Source organism: Streptomyces sp. NBC_01508 (assembly GCF_045040315.1).
GTDB lineage: Bacteria > Actinomycetota > Actinomycetes > Streptomycetales > Streptomycetaceae > Streptomyces.
Genome location: NZ_CP109419.1, coordinates 1,436,765 through 1,454,512 on the forward strand (window position 1 = coordinate 1,436,765; position 17,748 = coordinate 1,454,512).

Sequence of the window (17,748 nt, forward strand, 5' to 3'; positions counted from 1 at the left end):
CCGGAAACTACCGCGCGGTGCGCGTGTGCACGTACTCCACAAGCCGCGTCAGCGAGTCCGGGTCCATGTTCGGCAGCACGCCGTGCCCCAGATTGAAGATGTGCCCCGCCAACTCCTTCGCGGCGTCGAGGACTTCGTCGGCCTTCGTCTCCACCGCCCGGGTGGGGGCGAAGAGGACCGCCGGGTCGAGGTTGCCCTGGAGCGCCTTGCCGGGGCCGACGCGGCGGGCCGCCTCGTCCAGCGGTACGCGCCAGTCGACACCGACGACGTCCGCGCCCGCCTCGCCCATGAGCCCGAGCAGTTCGCCCGTACCGACACCGAAGTGGATACGCGGCACGCCGTACCCGGCGATCATGTCGAAGACCTTGGCGGACGCGGGCATCGCGGAGCGCCGGTAGTCGGCGGGGGCCAGGGCCCCCACCCAAGAGTCGAAGAGCTGTACGGCGCTGGCGCCCGCCTCGATCTGCACCTTGAGGAAGGCGCCGGTGATCTCGGCGAGCCGGTCGAGCAGGTCGGCCCACAGCTGTGGGTCGCCGTACATCATGGCCTTGGTGTTCTCGTGGTTGCGGGACGGCCCGCCCTCCACGAGGTAGCTCGCGAGGGTGAACGGGGCGCCCGCGAAGCCGATGAGCGGGGTGGACCCCAGCTCGGCGGTGAGCATGCCCATCGCCTCGGTGACGTAGTGGACGTCGTCCGGCGTCAGGTCGCGCAGCTGCGCGAGGTCGGCGCGGGTGCGGATGGGGTGTGCGACGACGGGGCCGACGCCGGGCTTGATGTCGAGATCGACGCCGATGGCCTTGAGCGGGACGACGATGTCGCTGAAGTAGATCGCGGCGTCGACCCCGTGCCTGCGTACGGGCTGGAGCGTGATCTCGGTGACCAGGTCCGGCCGCATGCACGATTCCAGCATCGCCGTGCCCTCGCGCAGCTTGCGGTACTCGGGCAGCGACCGTCCCGCCTGCCGCATGAACCACACAGGCGTATGCGGTACGGGCTCCCGCCTGCACGCCTTCATGAAGGCGGAGTCGCGGGTGGCGAGTGTCGCCGCTGTCGCTGCGGTCTTCGTCGGCTGGCCCGAGGGGCGGTCGTTGGCGCTCACGCCCAGAATCTTCGCATGTACACAGAAGCGGCCGGGCCGGGCCGGGTGTCCTTCACCGCACGGGGCGCTCGTTCCGCCTACTCTTCCCCGCATGGCTGCGGCTCAGGGACAGTTTTCTGATCATTCCAACGGCGTCGGCGGTACGGGGGGTACGGAGGAGGACTCCGTCCCGTCCGCGTTCCGGCTGGCCGTCGAAGCACTGCGGACGGCGCGGCTGCGCCCCGAGATGGAGATCGACCCGACCAAGCCGCCTCAGCGGCTCGCACCGCACGCGTACGCGCTGGAGGCGGCGGTCGTCCAGGGGGACGACGACCTGGCCGACGGCAGACTCGTCCTGCTCCACGACCCGGCCGGGCACGACGCCTGGCAGGGCACGTTCCGGCTGGTGACGCTGGTGCGGGCGGAGCTGGAACCGGAGATGGCGGCGGACCCGCTGCTGCCGGAGGTCTGCTGGTCGTGGCTGACGGGGGCGCTGGAGGCGCGCGGTCTGTCGTACGGGGAGCCGAGCGGCACGGTCACGCGTGCGGGGTCGCACTACTTCGGCGGGCTGTCGGAGCGCCGTCCGGCGACCCAGATCGAGATCCGGGCGTCCTGGACGCCACGCGAGGGCATGGGTGGAGTCCCGGACACGGCAACGCACTTGGCGGCCTGGTGCGATCTGCTGTGCCAGCTCGCGGGGCTGCCGCCGGCGGCCCCGACGGGTCCCACGGAGCCGGGGGCGGGCGTGGTCTCGCTCCCCCAGCGCCGGGGTCCGCAGGCGCGGTAGGAACGGTGTCGGAGCCGGTCTACCGGGGCTGCCCGATGGCCGGTTCTGGCCCCCCCATTGAGGGGACCACTCGTAGGATGATCGATCACGTATCCGAATTGCCCGAATTGTTACTCACCAATTCGTGATCATTCTCTAAAGGCGGGGACGGTTGCTGCCGAAGAGGTCAATGACCCTTCAAGCACGGTTCTCCCCCGGCTTCATCCCCGAGCCGGCCCGTCCCGCACCTTCCCAGGAGGCCTGGTGTCCGTTCTCCTTGAGCAGCCCGCAAGCCTGGTCGCCTACCGCCCGAACAAGCCGACGGCCATGGTCGTCGTGGCCGACCCTCGCGTCCGCTCCACCGTCACCCGCCACTTGTGGGCCCTTGGAGTACGTGACGTCATCGAGGCTTCGTCCATCGCGGAGGCGCGTCCCCGCGTCGGCAGTCCACGCGACATCTGCGTGGCCGACGTCCATCTGCCCGACGGTTCCGGGCTGACCCTGCTGTCCGAGACCCGGGCAGCGGGCTGGCCCAACGGCCTCGCCCTCTCCGCCGCCGACGACATCGGCGCGGTACGCAACGCCCTCGCGGGCGGAGTCAAGGGCTACGTCGTGACCGGTACCCGTACGAATATCGGCCACCCCGGCCGCCCCGGCGCCGCACCCATCGGCGCGGGACCCCGCATGCACCGCCGCCCCCCGGGTTCCCCGAGCCACCCGGGCGGCTACCGCGAGCTCTCCGGCCGTGAGGTCGAGGTGCTCAGGCTGGTCGCCGAAGGCCAGTCGAACAAGGCGATCGGCGTCTCCATGGGCCTGTCGGCCCTGACCGTCAAGAGCCACCTCGCCCGTATCGCGCGCAAGCTCGGCACGGGCGACCGGGCGGGAATGGTCGCCGTGGCCCTCCGTACCGGAATCATTCACTGACCGGTTTCACCCTCCCCACCGGCCGCATCGCCCGCCGACGGAACGTTCCGTCGGCGGGCGGCGTCCGTTCACAGATACCCTTGACACGTGACCGACGCCCAAGAGACCGCAGCAGACCCAGCACTGCGAACCACCGGGGGCGCTCCCCCGGACGACGTCGAAACGGCGCCGATCCCTTTGTTGGAGCCTCGCGAAGGCATTCCGCCGGTGGTCGCCACCGACGAGGCGCTCGCCGAGGTGATCGCTTCCTTCGCCGCGGGCACCGGCCCGCTGGCCGTCGACGCCGAACGGGCGTCCGGCTACCGCTACGGGCAGAGCGCCTACCTCGTCCAACTGCGCCGCGAAGGCGCGGGCACGGCGCTCATCGATCCCGTCGGCTGCCCCGACCTCTCCGCCCTCGGCGACGTACTCGCCGACACCGAGTGGATCCTGCACGCCGCCACCCAGGATCTTCCGTGTCTCAGGGAAATAGGCATGCGCCCCACGCGGCTGTTCGACACCGAGCTGGCGGGACGACTCGCGGGCTTCCCGCGCGTCGGCCTCGGCGCGATGGTCGAGAACGTTCTCGGATTCGCCCTGGAGAAGGGCCACTCCGCCGTCGACTGGTCCACCAGACCGCTGCCCGAGCCGTGGCTGCGGTACGCCGCGCTCGACGTCGAGCTGCTGGTCGATCTGCGCAACGCGCTGGAGAAGGAGCTGGACCGGCAGAACAAGCTGGACTGGGCCTGGCAGGAGTTCGACGCGATCGCGTCCGCCCCGCCGCCGCCTCCGCGCAAGGACCCGTGGCGCCGTACGTCCGGCATGCACAAGGTCCGGCGGCGCCGGCAGATGGCCGTCGTACGCGAGCTGTGGAACACCCGCGACCAGGCCGCCCAGCGGCGCGACGTGTCCCCCGGCAAGGTTCTCAGCGACGGCGCGATCATCGAGGCCTCGCTGGCGCTGCCGCTGAACGTGCAGGCCCTCACCGCGCTGCCCGGCTTCGGGCACCGGATGGGCCGGCGCCAGCTCGAACAGTGGCAGTCGGCGATCGACCGGGCGAAGGCGCTGCCCGACACGGAGCTGCCGCAGCCCGGCCAGCCGCTGAACGGTCCGCCGCCGCCGCGCTCGTGGGCGGACAAGGACCCGGAGGCGGCGGCCCGCCTCTCGGCCGCCCGCGCATCCGTGACGGCGCTCGCGGAGCGGCTGAACATGCCGCAGGAGAACCTGATCACGCCGGACACCGTGCGACGGGTCTGCTGGGAGCCGCCGGCGGAGCGGAGCGTGGAGGCGGTGTCGGAGGCGTTGGCCGCGTATGGCGCGCGGCGGTGGCAGGTGGAGCAGGTGGCGCCGTTGCTGGCGCGAGCGCTGGGCGCGACGGCCGCGACCGGTTGACGACGCTGTGCCGGTTCCGCGCCTGCGGGACGGTGGGTGGTTGTCCTCAAGCGCCGGACGGGCTTGAAATGCGCCCGTCCGGCGCTTGAGGACGAACCCGGCCCGCACGCGCGGAACCGTGACCCGGGGTACATCCCTCCGCCCTGGCGCGGTGCGGTTACCCGTAAGTAGCATAGGGTTGGAAAGCGCGCCCGCAGTCACCCCCGCACCCTGGAGGAGAGCCATCGTGCCTCGTAGCGTCAGGGATGTCGTCTTCGTCGACGGCGTCCGCACCCCGTTCGGCAAGGCGGGCCCGAAGGGCATCTACCACGAGACCCGGGCCGACGACCTGGTCGTGAAGGCGATCCGGGAGCTGCTGCGCCGCAACCCCGGCCTCGACCCCGTGAAGATCGACGAGGTCGCCATCGCCGCGACCACGCAGATCGGTGATCAGGGGTTGACCCTCGGCCGCACCGCCGGGATCCTCGCCGGGCTGCCGCAGTCCGTCCCCGGCTACTCCATCGACCGCATGTGCGCGGGCGCGATGACCGCCGTGACGACCACCGCCGGCTCCATCGCCTTCGGCGCGTACGACGTCGTCGTCGCCGGCGGTGTCGAGCACATGGGCCGGCACCCGATGGGCGAGGGCGTCGACCCGAACCCGCGGTTCGTCTCCGAGAAGCTCGTCGACGAGTCGGCCCTGTTCATGGGCATGACGGCGGAGAACCTGCACGACCGCTTCCCGCACATCACCAAGCGGCGCGCCGACGAGTACGCCGTGCGCTCGCAGGAGAAGGCCGCCAAGGCCTACGCGAACGGCGCGATCCAGCAGGACCTCGTGCCGATCTCGGTACGCCGCACCAGCCCCGAGGGCGGCGAGACGGGCTGGGGCCTGGCCACCGCCGACGAGCCGATGCGCCCGAGTACGACGATGGAGTCCCTGGCCGGTCTCAAGACCCCGTTCCGCCCGCACGGCCGGGTCACGGCCGGCAACGCGGCGGGGCTCAACGACGGTGCCACCGCCTCGCTGATCGCCTCCGAGGAGTTCGCACGCGAGGCCGGGCTGCCGGTCAAGATGCGCCTGGTGAGCTACGCGTACGTGGGTGTCGAGCCGGAGGTCATGGGCTTCGGTCCGATCCCCGCGACCGAGAAGGCCCTCGCCAAGGCCGGTCTGTCGATCGGTGACATCGGTCTGTTCGAGATCAACGAGGCTTTCGCCGTGCAGGTGTTGGCCTTCCTCGACCACTACGGCATCGCCGACGACGACCCGCGCGTCAACCAGTACGGCGGCGCCATCGCGTACGGCCACCCGCTCGCGTCCTCCGGTGTACGGCTGATGACACAGCTGGCCCGGCAGTTCGAGGAGCAGCCGCACGTCCGGTACGGCATCACCACCATGTGCGTCGGCTTCGGCATGGGCGCGACGGTCGTCTGGGAGAACCCGCACTTCGACGGAGGAAACAAGTGAGCACCGCTGAACTCCTGAAGGGCGCGGCCGAGCTGTTCCCGGACGAGGTCGTCACCCAGGCACAGGTGCGCCATCTCGAACTCCCCGGCGGCGTGGGCACGTTCGCGCTGATCACGCTGGACAACGGGCTGGACCACACCAAGCCGACGACGTTCGGCCCGCAGTCGCTGGCCAACGTGGACGCGGCGATCGACCAGGTCGAGGCCGAGGCCGCCGAGGGGAAGATCGTCGGTGTCGGGGTCACCGGCAAGCCGTTCATCTTCGCCGTCGGCGCCGACCTCAAGGGCGTCGAGCTGCTGAAGCGGCACGACGACGCGCTGGCCATCGGCAAGGGCGGCCACGACGTCTTCAAGCGGCTGGCCGCGCTGGCGGTGCCGACGTTCGCGTACTACAACGGCGCCGCGATGGGCGGTGGCGTCGAGATCGGGCTGCACTGCTCGTACCGTACGGTCTCCGCCGCGCTGCCCGCCTTCTCGCTGCCCGAGGTCTTCCTCGGTCTCGTCCCCGGCTGGGGCGGCTGCACGCTGCTGCCGAACCTGATCGGCGCCGACCGCGCGGTCACGGTGATCATCGAGAACTCGCTCAACCAGAACAGGCAGCTCAAGGGCGCGCAGGTCTATGAACTGGGCATCGCCGACGCCCTGTTCGAGGGCGCGGACTTCCTGGAGCGGTCGCTGCTGTGGACCGCGTCGGTCCTCAGCGGCGAGCTGACGGTCGAGCGGCCCGAGATCGACCGGGGCGAGGCGTGGGACCAGGCCGTGGCTCGCGGCAGGTTCGTCGCCGACTCCAAGGTGCACGGCGCCGCCCCGGCCGCCTACCGCGCGCTGGACATCATCGCCGCCGCCAAGGACGGTGACCTCCAGGCGGGTTACGACGCCGAGGACAGCGCGCTCGCCGACTTGATCATGGGCGGTGAACTGCGGTCCGGGATCTACGCGTTCGACCTGGTGCAGCGGCGCGCCAAGCGTCCGGCGGGGGCGCCGGACAAGTCGCTGGCACGTCCCGTCACCAAGGTCGGCGTCGTCGGGGCCGGCCTGATGGCCTCGCAGTTGGCGCTGTTGTTCCTGCGCAGGCTCGAAGTGCCCGTCGTCCTCACGGACATCGACCAGGAGCGCATCGACAAGGGTGTGGGCTACGTCCACGCCGAGATCGACAAGCTGCTCGGCAAGGGCCGGATCAACCAGGACAAGGCCAACCGATACAAGGGCCTGGTCACCGGGGTCCTGGACAAGGCCGACGGTTTCGCCGACGCCGACTTCGTCATCGAGGCCGTCTTCGAGGAGATGGGCGTCAAGCAGCAGGTGTTCGCGGAGGTCGAGGTGGTCGCCCCGGCGCACGCGATCCTCGCCACCAACACCTCGTCGCTGTCGGTGTCCGAGATGGCGTCGAAGCTGAAGAACCCGGAGCGGGTCGTCGGCTTCCACTTCTTCAACCCGGTCGCGATCCTGCCCCTGTTGGAGATCGTGCGCGGCGAGCGGACGGACGACGCGTCGCTGGCGACGGCGTTCGGTGTCGCGAAGAAGCTCAAGAAGAGCGCGGTGCTGGTGAAGGACGCCCCGGCGTTCGTCGTCAACCGCATCCTCACCCGCTTCATGGGCGAGATCCAGAACGTCATCGACGAGGGCACCCCGGTGGATGTGGCGGAGCGGGCCGTTGAGCCGCTGGGTCTGCCGATGTCGCCGCTGGTGCTGCTGGAGCTGGTCGGTCCCGCCATCGGTCTGCATGTCTCCGAGACCCTCAACCGGGCCTTCCCGGACCGCTTCACGGTCTCGCCGAACCTGGCGGCCGTGGTGAAGGCGGGCAAGCGGGGCTTCTACGTCTACGATTCCGGAAAGCCGGAGCTGGACCCGGAGGTCGTGGCGCTGCTCAAGCAGGGTGACACGGTGCTGACGGAGGAGCAGACCCGGGCGCGGGTGCTCGACGCGGTGGCGCGGGAGATCGGTCTGATGCTGGACGAGGGCGTCGTCGCGGAGGCCCGCGACATCGACCTCTGCCTGCTCACGGGTGCGGGCTGGCCGTTCCATCTGGGCGGCGTCACACCGTACTTGGACCGTGAGGGCGTCTCGGAGCGGGTGAACGGGAAGAAGTTCCTGGAGCCGGGCGTGGCGAGCGTGCCGGCGTAACGCGTTTCAGCGGCGGGGCCGGGCGGAGTCTTCCGTCCGGCCCCGCCTGCGTGTTCCTGCGGGCCGGTGGGTGGCCTCAAGCGCCGACCGGGCTGGGTGGTGCGGGTTGCGGTCGTCGTGTGCCCGGTCGGGGTTCGGGGTGTCCGGACGGGTATGTCCGGACGGGTATGTCCGGACGGGTATGTCCGGACGGGTATGTCCGGACGGGTACGTCCGGACGGCATGATTTACGGCGCGTGCAACGCTCGTTGGACCCGACGACCCGGCATTCTCACGCACCACAAATCAGCCTGAGTGTCCGAACACACGCGTCCTGCGACCCCGCCCCCCTCACACCGCCACGTGCTGCGGTCAACACCCCTCTCCCCTGCGGGTTGGAAGGGGGACGCGTAGGGGTCGTGGTCGGACACCCAGGCTGATTTGTGTCGCGTGGACAGGTTGGGTCGTCGGGTCCAACGAACCCTGCGCGCGGCGTAAATCACGCCGTCCGGCCATGACCCCGGAGCGGCACCCGGACACCACCGCAACCCACCCAGCCCGTCCGGCGCTAGGGCGTGTTGCGAAAGTCCCGCCTGGCCGACGACGCCTGGCACGCACACTCGCCGCGTTGTCGGACTCGTCCAAGTACGCCCAGTACGAGCACGATCCTCCGCCTTGCGATCGCACGCACCAGACGCCGTCGGCCCCGCCCTTCGGGCGGACGGCGCTACTTTCGCAACACGCCCTAAGGACGAAACCGGTCCGCGGGCGCGGAACCCGGCACCGGCCTCAGACCCGCGACCACGCCTCCAGCGCCAGCCCCGGCTCCGCCTTCTGGCGTGCCACCCGCAGGCCGCCGTCCGTGCCGATCGCCGCCATCACCACCCGGCCGCGCCCGTCCAGGGCCAGCGCGGGGGTGCCCACGCAGCGCTCACCGGTCGGTGTCCAGGTGACGCCCGCCGCCTCGTCCTGTGTCGGGTACGCGGCCAGCATGGGCCTGCCGTCGAGGCCGCGCTGGGCCAGGATCGTGCAGTCGTGGCCGTCGACGGGCGTACGGAGCAGGGCGATCGGCCCGGTGCCGGGTCCGCCCAGCGGGGCGGTCTCGCCCTCGTCGAGGCGCCAGGCGTGCACCGTACGGTCGTCGGTGTCGCGCCAGTAGTGGGTGAGCCGGTCGGCGCCGGTGCGCTCCGAGGTGAGGGTGCCGGGGGTGACACGGGCCACGAAGCTCTTAGGGTCGCGCTCGGCCTTGGCCGCCACCTTCGGCTGCCGCCAGCGCATGACGGCGTCGTCGGTCGGGGCCAGGACCTCGATCAGGCCGTCCTCGCCCACGACGGCCGCCGCCTCGCCGGTCATCCGGGACCCCTTGAGGTCCGCCCACGCGAGCCAGGCCCCGCTGGCCTTCTGGAGCCGGGCCGACAGACCGCGGCCCGCGTTGCGGGCGAAGAGGTGCAGCGAGCCGTTGGGGTCGATCACCGCCGAGGGCAGGCCGAGCAGCCCTCCTCTGGCGAGATCCTTCGGGTACGGCGTACCGAGCGGCTGCCAGTCCCGCAGCGGGCGGCCGGTCTGGAACTGGACGGCGTAGACGACGTCGGTGCGGATCTGGCCGCCTGCGGCGGGCGTACGGCGCAGGCCCACCAGATGGACATAGCCCTGGGCGCCGGTGGCGACGGACAGATAGGGCAACAGGCCGGGGGCCGGGAGGAGTTCGGGGCCGGACCAGCGCGGGCCGCCGAGCCGTTCCTCCGTCCAGCGCAGCACGCCGTCCTGGGCGGGGGCGTAGGCGGTGAGCCTGCCGTCCTTGCCCCGCAGCAGCCAGCCGGTGGTCGCGGGCAGTGTGCCGTCGGCCGCGGGAACGGGAGTGGATTCAGCCGGCCGGGCACCGGTGTCCGGGGCCTCGCCGGGGCTGCGTCCGGATCGTTTCGACGTCCGTGCGGACCGCAGTGCCATGACCCACTGCCACCTTCCCCAGCGCATGAAATTTCCCCGACGATAGCATTCGCGGGCGAGCGGGATCCGTACCGCCCCAGTTGTTGTGGCACGCTCCTGAAGTGCGGATTCTACTGATTGTCGACGGGGCCAACGTGGTTGGTTCGGTGCCCGACGGATGGTGGCGCGACCGGCACGCGGCGGCCGAGCGGCTGCGGGACCGGCTGGTGCCGGTCGCCGGTCACGGGCTGCCCGACGCCGGGGTGCCGGGGCCCGTGGAGTTGGTGCTGGTGGTGGAGGGCCGGGCGCGGGGCGTGGAGTCGGTGCCCGGCGTACGGGTGGAGTCGGCGCCGGGCAGCGGTGACGACCTGATCGCCGAACTGGCCGGGGGCGCGGGAGAGCGCGCCTGTGTCGTCGTCACCGCCGACCGGGAGCTGCGGCGGCGGGTCGAGGCGTACGGGGCGCGGTGCGTGGGTCCCCGGACGGTGCGTCAACTGCCTCAGGAGCGGACGTAGAAGACGGTGCCCTCGACGGTGGCGGGAAGCGGCTCGTACCGGTCGGCCAGCAACCGCCGTAGCGTCGGGACATGTTCGGGGGCGTACGGCTTGCCCCGTGAGTCGTCGACGATCAGCGCGGGGGGCCGCGCCCTCATCTCGGCGGCGAAGACCCGCCAGGCGCCCGGCACGGCGTACTCCTCGCCCACCTGGGGGCCCGCCCGGCCGCCGCTGAAGTTGGTGAGGAGCCCGGCGGTCAAGTAGCGGCTGGCGGGGGCGCGGTCGGCGAGCCGGTAGGTCTCCGGGTGTATCCCCCACACGAGGACGCGGTCCGTGGGGGCGGTGTGCTCCCGTACGGCGGTGGCGACGCGGGCGGCGTGGTCCAGTTCCGAGCGGGGCGCGAAGACGGACCAGATCACGAAGAGCCCGCAGACACAGGCCGGCGCCGACAGGACGGACCTGAGCCGTTCGTGGGGCAGCGACCGCAGCGCGGCGGTGGCCAACAGGGCGATCGGGGGCAGGAGTTGCTGAAAGTAGTGGCCGAAGAAGTGGAAGCCGACGGCGACGGCCGCGGCGGACGCGGCGAACCAGACCCAGAGATCCGTGAGGTCTCTCCCGGCCGGGTGGCGGGTGGTTCGCAGGGCGGCCCTGCGCAGCGGCGGGAGGAGCCCGGCGCAGGCGAGGCACAGCACCGCGGAGTTCACGAACGCCCGGATCAGGACGTGGAGTCCGGAGCCGTCGAGGGAGAAGGCGTACGACCCCGATCCGGTGAACGTCCAGAAGACGAAGCCTTCCGGGTCGGTGAGGAGCGCGGCGGCGAGGACCGGTGCGGCGAAGCCGACCGCCGTACGCAGCAGGGCCGTTGGGAGCGTGCCGGGCCTCGGGGCGGGGCCGTGGGCGCGCCAGAGCAGCCACAGGACGGGGACGAGGACCACGCCGCCCGTCTGCTTGGTGAGGAACGCGCCGGCGACCGCCGCTCCGGCGGCGCACCAGCGGCCCCGGTCGGCGCAGAGGACGGCCGCCGCCGTGAACGGCAGTATGAAGACCTCGAAGGTGGTGGCCTGGGTGTCCTGCGGGATGAGCCCGCAGGAGATCAGCGGGAACAGGACCCCGGCCGTGACACCGGACCGGTCGCCCCAGCGGCGCCGGGCGAGGGCGGCGAGCAGGGCCGCCGTGGTGAACTGGGCGGCGATCGCGAGGAGTTTGACCGCGTGCTGCGATCCGTCGCCGAAGACCGTGTACGTCGCCTCGTACAGCCACGGCAGCAGGGGCGGCTTGCGGTCGACAACCGTCTCGTACAGCTCCCCGCCGCCCGCCAGTATCCGGGCCTGGACGGCGAGATAGCCCTCGTCCGGGCTCCAGAAGGGGTGCAGGAAGGACGGGAGCCGGGTGACGAGGGCGAGGGCGGCCAGGAGGGGCAGCAGCCGTCGCCAGTAGCCGGGCGGGGCCGGGCGGGTGGGCCGGGGCCGGGTGGGCCGCGGTCTGCCGCGCCGCGGTCTGCCGGCGTGCGGTCTGCTGGGCTCCCGCCGGGTGGGTGCGGGGCCGGGTGCGGCGGACGGCGGCTCGACGGGCATGCGCGACCTTCGTGCGGGGCGGGGTGGTGTGACCGACGTGGCGTCAGCCGGACTTGCCGAGGCGGCTGTTGCGGCGGCCGTAGACGAAGTACACGACCACGCCGATGGCCATCCAGATGCCGAAGCGCAGCCAGGTCTCGGCCGGCAGGTTGAGCATCAGCCACAGGGAGGCGAGTACCGACAGGGCCGGCAGCCAGGGCACCAGCGGGGTGCGGAAGGATCTCGGCAGGTCGGGGCGGGTACGGCGGAGAATGACCACGCCGATCGCGACGACGACGAAGGCGAAGAGCGTGCCGATGTTCACCAGGGCGGCCAGTTCCTCGATGCTGGTGAAGCCCGCGACGATCGCGATGATCCCGCCGAGCAGCACCGTCGAGCGGTACGGGGTACGGAACTTGGGGTGGACGTGCGAGAAGACCCGTGGGAGCAGCCCGTCCCGGCTCATCGCGAAGAACACCCGGGTCTGGCCGAGCAGCAGGATCATGCAGACGGTGGTGAGGCCGACGGCGGCCCCGAAGCTGATGACACCCGCGTAGAACGGGTGCCCGGTGGCCTTGAAGGCGTCGGCGAGCGGTGCTTCCACGGTGAGGTCGGTGTAGTGCTGCATGCCGGTGACGACGATGGACACGGCGACGTAGAGCACGGTGCAGATGATCAGCGAGCCGAGGATGCCGCGCGGCATGTCGCGCTGCGGCAGCTTCGTCTCCTCGGCGGCCGTGGCGACGATGTCGAAGCCGATGAAGGCGAAGAAGACGACGGAGGCGGCGGTGAAGATGCCCATGACGCCGAAGTTGGTGGGGGCGTAGCCGAACATCAACTGGACGAGCGGGGAGGCGAGTCCGGCGCCCGCGGACTGCGGCTCGGCCTTGGGGATGAACGGCGAGTAGTTCGCCGTGTCGATGAAGAACGAGCCCGCGATGATGACGATCAGGACGACGGCCACCTTGATGGCCACGACGACGGCGATGACGCGGGCCGAGAGCTTCATCCCGAGGACGAGGATCCCGGTCAGCAGCAGGACCAGCAGAAAGGCCAACAGGTCGAAGCCGAAGCCGGTTTCGGTGCTGGTGCCCGCGAGGGCGTCGGGCAGGTGCCAGCCCGCGTTGTCGAGCAGTGACCGCACATAGCCGGACCAGCCGACGGCCACCACTGCGGTGGCCAGGGCGAATTCGAGGACCAGGTCCCAGCCGATGATCCAGGCGGGCAGTTCGCCGAGTGAGGCGTAGCTGAAGGTGTACGCGGACCCGGCCACCGGCACGGTCGACGCGAACTCCGCGTAACAGACGGCCGCGAGGGCGCAGACGATGCCGGCGACGACGAAGGCGAGGGCGGTGGCGGGGCCCGCGTTGTCCTTGGCGACGGCGCCGGTGAGAACGAAGATGCCGGTGCCGATGATGACACCGACACCGAAGACGGTGAGGTCCAGCGCGGAGAGCGACTTCTTGAGCGCGTGTTCCGGCTCTTCGGTGTCCTGGATGGACTGTTCGACGGATTTCGTGCGGAACAGCGAGTTGTTTCCCGGTCCCGTGTCGTGCGGTCCCGTGTCGTGCTGGGTGCTCACCGGCGTACCTCCGTGTGCGTGGTTGCCGCCATGATCGAGAGGTGCCCGGCGGCCCCGGTGCCCGGAAGCGTTTTTTTCACACGGATGGGCCGGTCGGACCACCCGTACAGGGAGTCCGACCGGCCCATCCGCCGATGTGTTCGCTCGCGTCAGTCGCGGGTGATCTCCTCGGCCGACGGCTCGCCCGCCATACGGCCGTCGATCCGCGACACGAGGCCGGTGACCTGGCGCGCGATGTCCGGCGCCGTCAGTCCGATCTCGGCCAGCAACTCCTTGCGGGACGCGTGGTCGAGGAAGCGCGCCGGAATGCCGAAGTCCCGCAGGGGGATGTCGACCCCGGCGTCCCGCAGCGACTGGGCGACGGCCGAACCGACGCCGCCCGCCCGGCTGTTGTCCTCGACGGTGACGACGACGCGGTGCCGCTCGGCGAGCGGCGCGAGCGCCTCGTCGACCGGCTTGACCCAGCGCGGGTCGACCACGGTCGTCGAGATGCCCTGCTTGTCGAGGAGATCGGCGATCTCCAGGCACATCGGGGCGAGCGCGCCGACCGACACGAGCAGTACGTCGGCCTCGCCCGTGCCCTCCGCCGGCCTGCGCAGCACGTCCATGCCGCCGACCTTGCCCACGGCGGCGACGGCGGGTCCCACGGCGCCCTTGGAGAAGCGCACCACGGTCGGCGCGTCATCGACCTGGACGGCCTCGCGCAGTTGCGCGCGTACCTGGTCGGCGTCGCGCGGGGCGGCGATCCGCAGGTTGGGCACGCACTGGAGGATCGACATGTCCCACATGCCGTTGTGGGAGGCGCCGTCGGTGCCGGTGATACCGGCGCGGTCGAGGACGAACGTCACTCCGCAGTTGTGCAGGGCGACGTCCATCAGGACCTGGTCGAAGGCGCGGTTGAGGAAGGTCGCGTACACCGCGAAGACGGGGTGCAGTCCGCCGGTGGCCAGGCCGGCCGCCGACACCGCCCCGTGCTGCTCGGCGATCCCCACGTCGTACACCCGGTCCGGGAACGCCTTCGCGAACTTCTCCAGGCCGACCGGCTGGAGCATCGCGGCCGTGATGGCGACGATGTCGGCGCGCTCCTTGCCGAGCTTGACCATCTCCTCACCGAACACCGAGGTCCAGTCGACGCCGGAACTGGCGATCGGCAGGCCGGTGTCGGGGTGGATCTTGCCGACGGCGTGGAAGCGGTCGGCCTCGTCCTGGAGCGCGGGCTGGTAGCCGCGGCCCTTCTCGGTGAGGCAGTGGATGATGACGGGGCCGCCGAAGCGCTTGGCGCGCTGGAGCGCCGACTCCATGGCCTCCATGTCGTGTCCGTCGATCGGGCCCACGTACTTCAGTCCGAGATCCTCGAACATGCCCTGGGGTGCGATGAAGTCCTTGAGGCCCTTCTTCGCGCCGTGCAGCGTCTCGTAGAGCGGCCGGCCGACGACCGGGGTGCGCTCCAGGATGTCCTTGCCGCGGGCCAGGAAGCGCTCGTAACCGTCGGTGGTGCGCAGGGTCGCGAGATGGTTCGCGAGGCCGCCGATGGTGGGGGCGTAGGAGCGCTCGTTGTCGTTGACGACGATGACGAGCGGGCGGTCCTTGGCGGCGGCGATGTTGTTCAGCGCCTCCCAGGCCATGCCGCCGGTGAGCGCGCCGTCGCCGATGACGGCGACCACGTGGTCGTCGCGGCCCAGCACCTGGTTGGCCTTGGCGAGGCCGTCGGCCCAGCCGAGGACCGTGGAGGCGTGCGAGTTCTCGATGATGTCGTGGTCGGACTCGGCCCGGGACGGGTAGCCGGACAGGCCGCCCTTGCCCTTGAGCTTGGAGAAGTCCTGACGTCCCGTGAGCAGTTTGTGCACATAGGACTGGTGGCCGGTGTCGAAGAGGACCTTGTCCTTCGGCGAGTCGAAGACCCGGTGCAGGGCGATCGTCAGCTCGACGACCCCGAGGTTGGGACCGAGGTGCCCGCCGGTCTTGGAGACGGCGTCGACGAGGAAGGACCGGATCTCCGACGCCAGCTGGTCCAGCTGCTCGGGGCCCAGGCGGTCCAGATCACGCGGGCCCTTGATCCGGGTCAGCAGGTCCCATCCGTCGCCCACCGCCGCCTCGGGCGGTCGCGCTGCGCGCGGCTGTGTCACCGTGCCTCCTTGCGTTGAACGGATCTGGCATGCCGGTCCGCCGAGTCTAATGTTCCCGTCGCGACGTGCGTCATCGGGCGGCACGCCATTCACCGTACGAGCGTGTGTACGTATGGCGGTCGAACGAGCCCCGAGGGTACGTCCGGCACACGGACGTGCCCGGCACCGGGGCTCCGGTACCGGGCACGACGTGGGGCGACGGCTGTCAGGCGCGGCCCGCGGTCTTCTGGGTCTTCCGGGTGACGGCGTCGATGACGACCGTGGCGAGGAGCACACCACCGGTGATCATGTACTGGATCGGCGAGGCGATGCCCTGGAGCGCCAGTCCGTACTGGATCGACGTGATGACCAGCACACCGAGCAGCGCGTTCCAGGTACGGCCCCGGCCGCCGAAGAGGCTGGTGCCGCCGATGACGGCCGCCGCGATGGCGTTCATCAGCAGCTCACCGGCGCCCGCGCCCTGGTTGGCTGAGGTGATCTTCGAGGCGATGAACAGACCGCCGATCGCGGCGAACGTGCCCGCGATGGAGAAGACCGCGACCCGTACGCCCACGACGCCGATACCGGCGCGGCGGGACGCCTCGACGCTGCCGCCGAGCGCGAAGACCTTGCGGCCGAAGCTGGTACGGCGGAGCACGAAGTCCGTCACCACCAGCACGATCAGGAAGATCAGCACAGCCAGGGGCAGGCCCTTGTACTGGTTGAACATGATCGCGGCGGCGAAGGCCAGGACGGCCAGCAGCGCCGTACGGACGACGATCTCGCTCAGCGGGCGGGACGGGACACCGGCCGCGGCCCGGCGGCGGTTGTCGAAGAACGACGACAGGAAGAAGCCGGCCACGGCGATCACCGCGAGCGCGTAGGCGGCGGCGACGTCGGTGAAGTAGTAGCCGGTCAGCTTGGCGACCAGGCCCTCGGAGTCGAGGTTGATGGTGCCGTTGTCGCCGAGGATCTGGAGCATGAAGCCGTTCCAGAACAGCAGACCGGCGAGGGTGACGGCGAACGCGGGTACTCCCACCCGGGCGAAGAAGAACCCGTGGATGGCGCCCGCGGCGGCGCCGGTCGCGATGGCGAGGATCAGCGCCAGCCACTCGGCCATGCCGTGGGTGACCGCGAGGACCGCGAAGGCGGCGCCCGCCACACCGCTGACCGAGCCGACCGACAGGTCGATCTCGCCGAGCAGCAGGACGAAGACGATACCGACCGCGATCATGCCGGTGCCGACCATGGCGACCGAGATGTCGGAGAGGTTGCCGGCGGTCAGGAAGTTCGAGTTCAGGCTGGTGAAGATCGCCCAGATGATGATCAGGCCGATGACGACCGGCAGGGAACCGAGGTCACCGCCGCGCATCTTGCGCCCGAACTCCGACAGATAGCCGGCGAAGCCCTGCTCGCGGACGAGGAGCCGGGGGTCCACCGCGACGGTGGCCGCGCCGGCGGCGGGCGCGGGCACGTCGTCGGCGGGCACGGCGTCGGCGGGGCCGACCGGCGTGGAGGTCTTGTCGACGCTCACTTCGTAACCTCCACGTTGCGCGCCGCGCGTCGGGTCACGGCGTTGTCCGTGGCCCCGGTGATCGCGGAGATGATGTCTTCCTGCGAGGTGCCGGCGACGTCGAAGAAGCCGTTGTTGCGGCCCAGCCTGAGCACGGCGACCTTGTCGGCGACCGCGCGGACGTCCTCCATGTTGTGGCTGACGAGGATCACGGCGTAACCGCGCTCGCGCAGCCGCTCGACCAGGTCGAGCACCTGGGCGGTCTGCTCGACGCCGAGGGCCGCGGTGGGCTCGTCGAGGATCACCAGCTTGGGCTCGCCGAGCATCGAGCGGGCGATGGCCACGGTCTGGCGCTGGCCGCCGGAGAGCGAGGCGATGGGGATGCGCACGCTGGGGATGCGGATCGACAGCGTGTTCAGGAGTTCGCGGGCGCGGCGCTCCATCTCGACCTCGTTGAGGACACCCCAGGAGCGCAGCTCCCGGCCGAGGTACAGATTGCCGACGACATCGAGGTTGTCGCACAGCGCGAGGTCCTGGTAGACCGTCGCCACGCCCAACTCCTGGGCGTCGTGCGGCTTGTTGATCGCGACCGGCCGGCCTTCCCACTCGATGACGCCGTCATCGATGGGGTGGACTCCGGCGATCGTCTTGACGAGTGTGGATTTTCCGGCGCCGTTGTCGCCGACGAGGGCGACGACCTGTCCGGCATGGACCTCAAGCTCTACGTCGGTGAGCGCCTGCACGGCACCGAACCGCTTGGAGACCCCTCGCAACGCCAGCACGGGCGTAGCGGTCACTTGAACCATCTCCTTCGCCGCCTGGCCGGCGGGGATACCGCGCCCGGGGGTGGTGAGCGCGGGGGTCGAGCAGAAGAGAGTGCTGCGGGA

At 70.9% G+C, this 17,748-nt stretch carries 13 protein-coding genes; 6 read left to right on the forward strand and 7 right to left on the reverse strand.

Going from position 1 to position 17,748, the window contains the following annotated elements:
* Positions 1-7 precede the first annotated feature (7 nt).
* Positions 8-1,099 carry a uroporphyrinogen decarboxylase gene (gene hemE / locus OG700_RS06530; RefSeq protein WP_405610269.1) on the reverse strand — a complete coding sequence of 364 codons (1,092 nt, stop codon included), beginning with the start codon at positions 1,097-1,099 and terminating at the stop codon, positions 8-10.
* 91 nt (positions 1,100-1,190) lie between these two features.
* On the opposite strand from hemE, the gene OG700_RS06535 reads away from it, so the two are divergent.
* The 5 genes from OG700_RS06535 (at position 1,191) to OG700_RS06555 (ending at position 7,709) form a co-directional block, all read left to right on the forward strand.
* The gene (locus OG700_RS06535) at positions 1,191-1,865 is read left to right on the forward strand and encodes a DUF3000 domain-containing protein (RefSeq protein WP_405610272.1); all 675 of its coding nucleotides are present in this window, start codon (positions 1,191-1,193) and stop codon (positions 1,863-1,865) included.
* A 243-nt stretch (positions 1,866-2,108) separates the two neighbouring features.
* The gene (locus OG700_RS06540; RefSeq protein ID WP_383647651.1) at positions 2,109-2,768 is read left to right on the forward strand and encodes a LuxR C-terminal-related transcriptional regulator; all 660 of its coding nucleotides are present in this window, start codon (positions 2,109-2,111) and stop codon (positions 2,766-2,768) included.
* Between the two features lie 87 nt (positions 2,769-2,855).
* On the forward strand, positions 2,856-4,139 hold the full coding sequence (locus OG700_RS06545) for an HRDC domain-containing protein (protein ID WP_405610275.1): 1,284 nt from the start codon (positions 2,856-2,858) through the stop codon (positions 4,137-4,139).
* Between the two features lie 226 nt (positions 4,140-4,365).
* Complete coding sequence (locus OG700_RS06550) at positions 4,366-5,586, forward strand: thiolase family protein (protein WP_405610278.1); 1,221 nt, start codon at positions 4,366-4,368, stop codon at positions 5,584-5,586.
* The gene (locus tag OG700_RS06555) at positions 5,583-7,709 is read left to right on the forward strand and encodes a 3-hydroxyacyl-CoA dehydrogenase NAD-binding domain-containing protein (RefSeq protein WP_405610281.1); all 2,127 of its coding nucleotides are present in this window, start codon (positions 5,583-5,585) and stop codon (positions 7,707-7,709) included. The genes OG700_RS06550 and OG700_RS06555 overlap by 4 nt, the downstream gene beginning before the upstream one ends.
* 768 nt (positions 7,710-8,477) lie before the next feature.
* Here the strand turns inward: OG700_RS06555 and OG700_RS06560 are convergent.
* A complete protein-coding gene (locus OG700_RS06560; protein ID WP_405610284.1) occupies positions 8,478-9,635 on the reverse strand; it encodes a hypothetical protein in 1,158 nt (385 codons plus the stop codon).
* A gap of 101 nt (positions 9,636-9,736) precedes the next feature.
* On the opposite strand from OG700_RS06560, the gene OG700_RS06565 reads away from it, so the two are divergent.
* A complete protein-coding gene (locus OG700_RS06565) occupies positions 9,737-10,129 on the forward strand; it encodes an NTP pyrophosphohydrolase (protein ID WP_405610287.1) in 393 nt (130 codons plus the stop codon).
* Here the strand turns inward: OG700_RS06565 and OG700_RS06570 are convergent.
* The 5 genes from OG700_RS06570 to OG700_RS06590 all read right to left on the reverse strand — a co-directional run bounded on the left by OG700_RS06570 (position 10,114) and on the right by OG700_RS06590 (position 17,667).
* Positions 10,114-11,682: a glycosyltransferase family 39 protein gene (locus OG700_RS06570; RefSeq protein ID WP_405610290.1), complete on the reverse strand. Its 1,569-nt coding sequence runs from the start codon at positions 11,680-11,682 to the stop codon at positions 10,114-10,116. The genes OG700_RS06565 and OG700_RS06570 overlap by 16 nt on opposite strands.
* Before the next feature lie 43 nt (positions 11,683-11,725).
* Complete coding sequence (locus tag OG700_RS06575; RefSeq protein ID WP_405610293.1) at positions 11,726-13,243, reverse strand: amino acid permease; 1,518 nt, start codon at positions 13,241-13,243, stop codon at positions 11,726-11,728.
* Between the two features lie 149 nt (positions 13,244-13,392).
* On the reverse strand, positions 13,393-15,330 hold the full coding sequence (dxs, locus tag OG700_RS06580; protein ID WP_405621490.1) for a 1-deoxy-D-xylulose-5-phosphate synthase: 1,938 nt from the start codon (positions 15,328-15,330) through the stop codon (positions 13,393-13,395).
* A 244-nt stretch (positions 15,331-15,574) separates the two neighbouring features.
* Entirely contained in the window at positions 15,575-16,882 is a 1,308-nt protein-coding gene (locus OG700_RS06585; protein WP_405610296.1) for a sugar ABC transporter permease, read from the reverse strand.
* Positions 16,879-17,667: an ATP-binding cassette domain-containing protein gene (locus tag OG700_RS06590; RefSeq protein WP_405610299.1), complete on the reverse strand. Its 789-nt coding sequence runs from the start codon at positions 17,665-17,667 to the stop codon at positions 16,879-16,881. Before OG700_RS06590 ends, OG700_RS06585 begins: the two co-directional genes overlap by 4 nt.
* Positions 17,668-17,748: the final 81 nt, after the last annotated feature.

Coding starts and splice junctions, on each gene's coding strand:
- OG700_RS06535 (WP_405610272.1), top strand. CDS start 1,191: ATGGCTGCGGCTCAGGGACAGTTTTCTGATCATTCCAACGGCGTCGGC.
- OG700_RS06570 (WP_405610290.1), bottom strand. CDS start 11,682: ATGCCCGTCGAGCCGCCGTCCGCCGCACCCGGCCCCGCACCCACCCGG.
- OG700_RS06590 (WP_405610299.1), bottom strand. CDS start 17,667: ATGGTTCAAGTGACCGCTACGCCCGTGCTGGCGTTGCGAGGGGTCTCC.
- OG700_RS06560 (WP_405610284.1), bottom strand. CDS start 9,635: ATGGCACTGCGGTCCGCACGGACGTCGAAACGATCCGGACGCAGCCCC.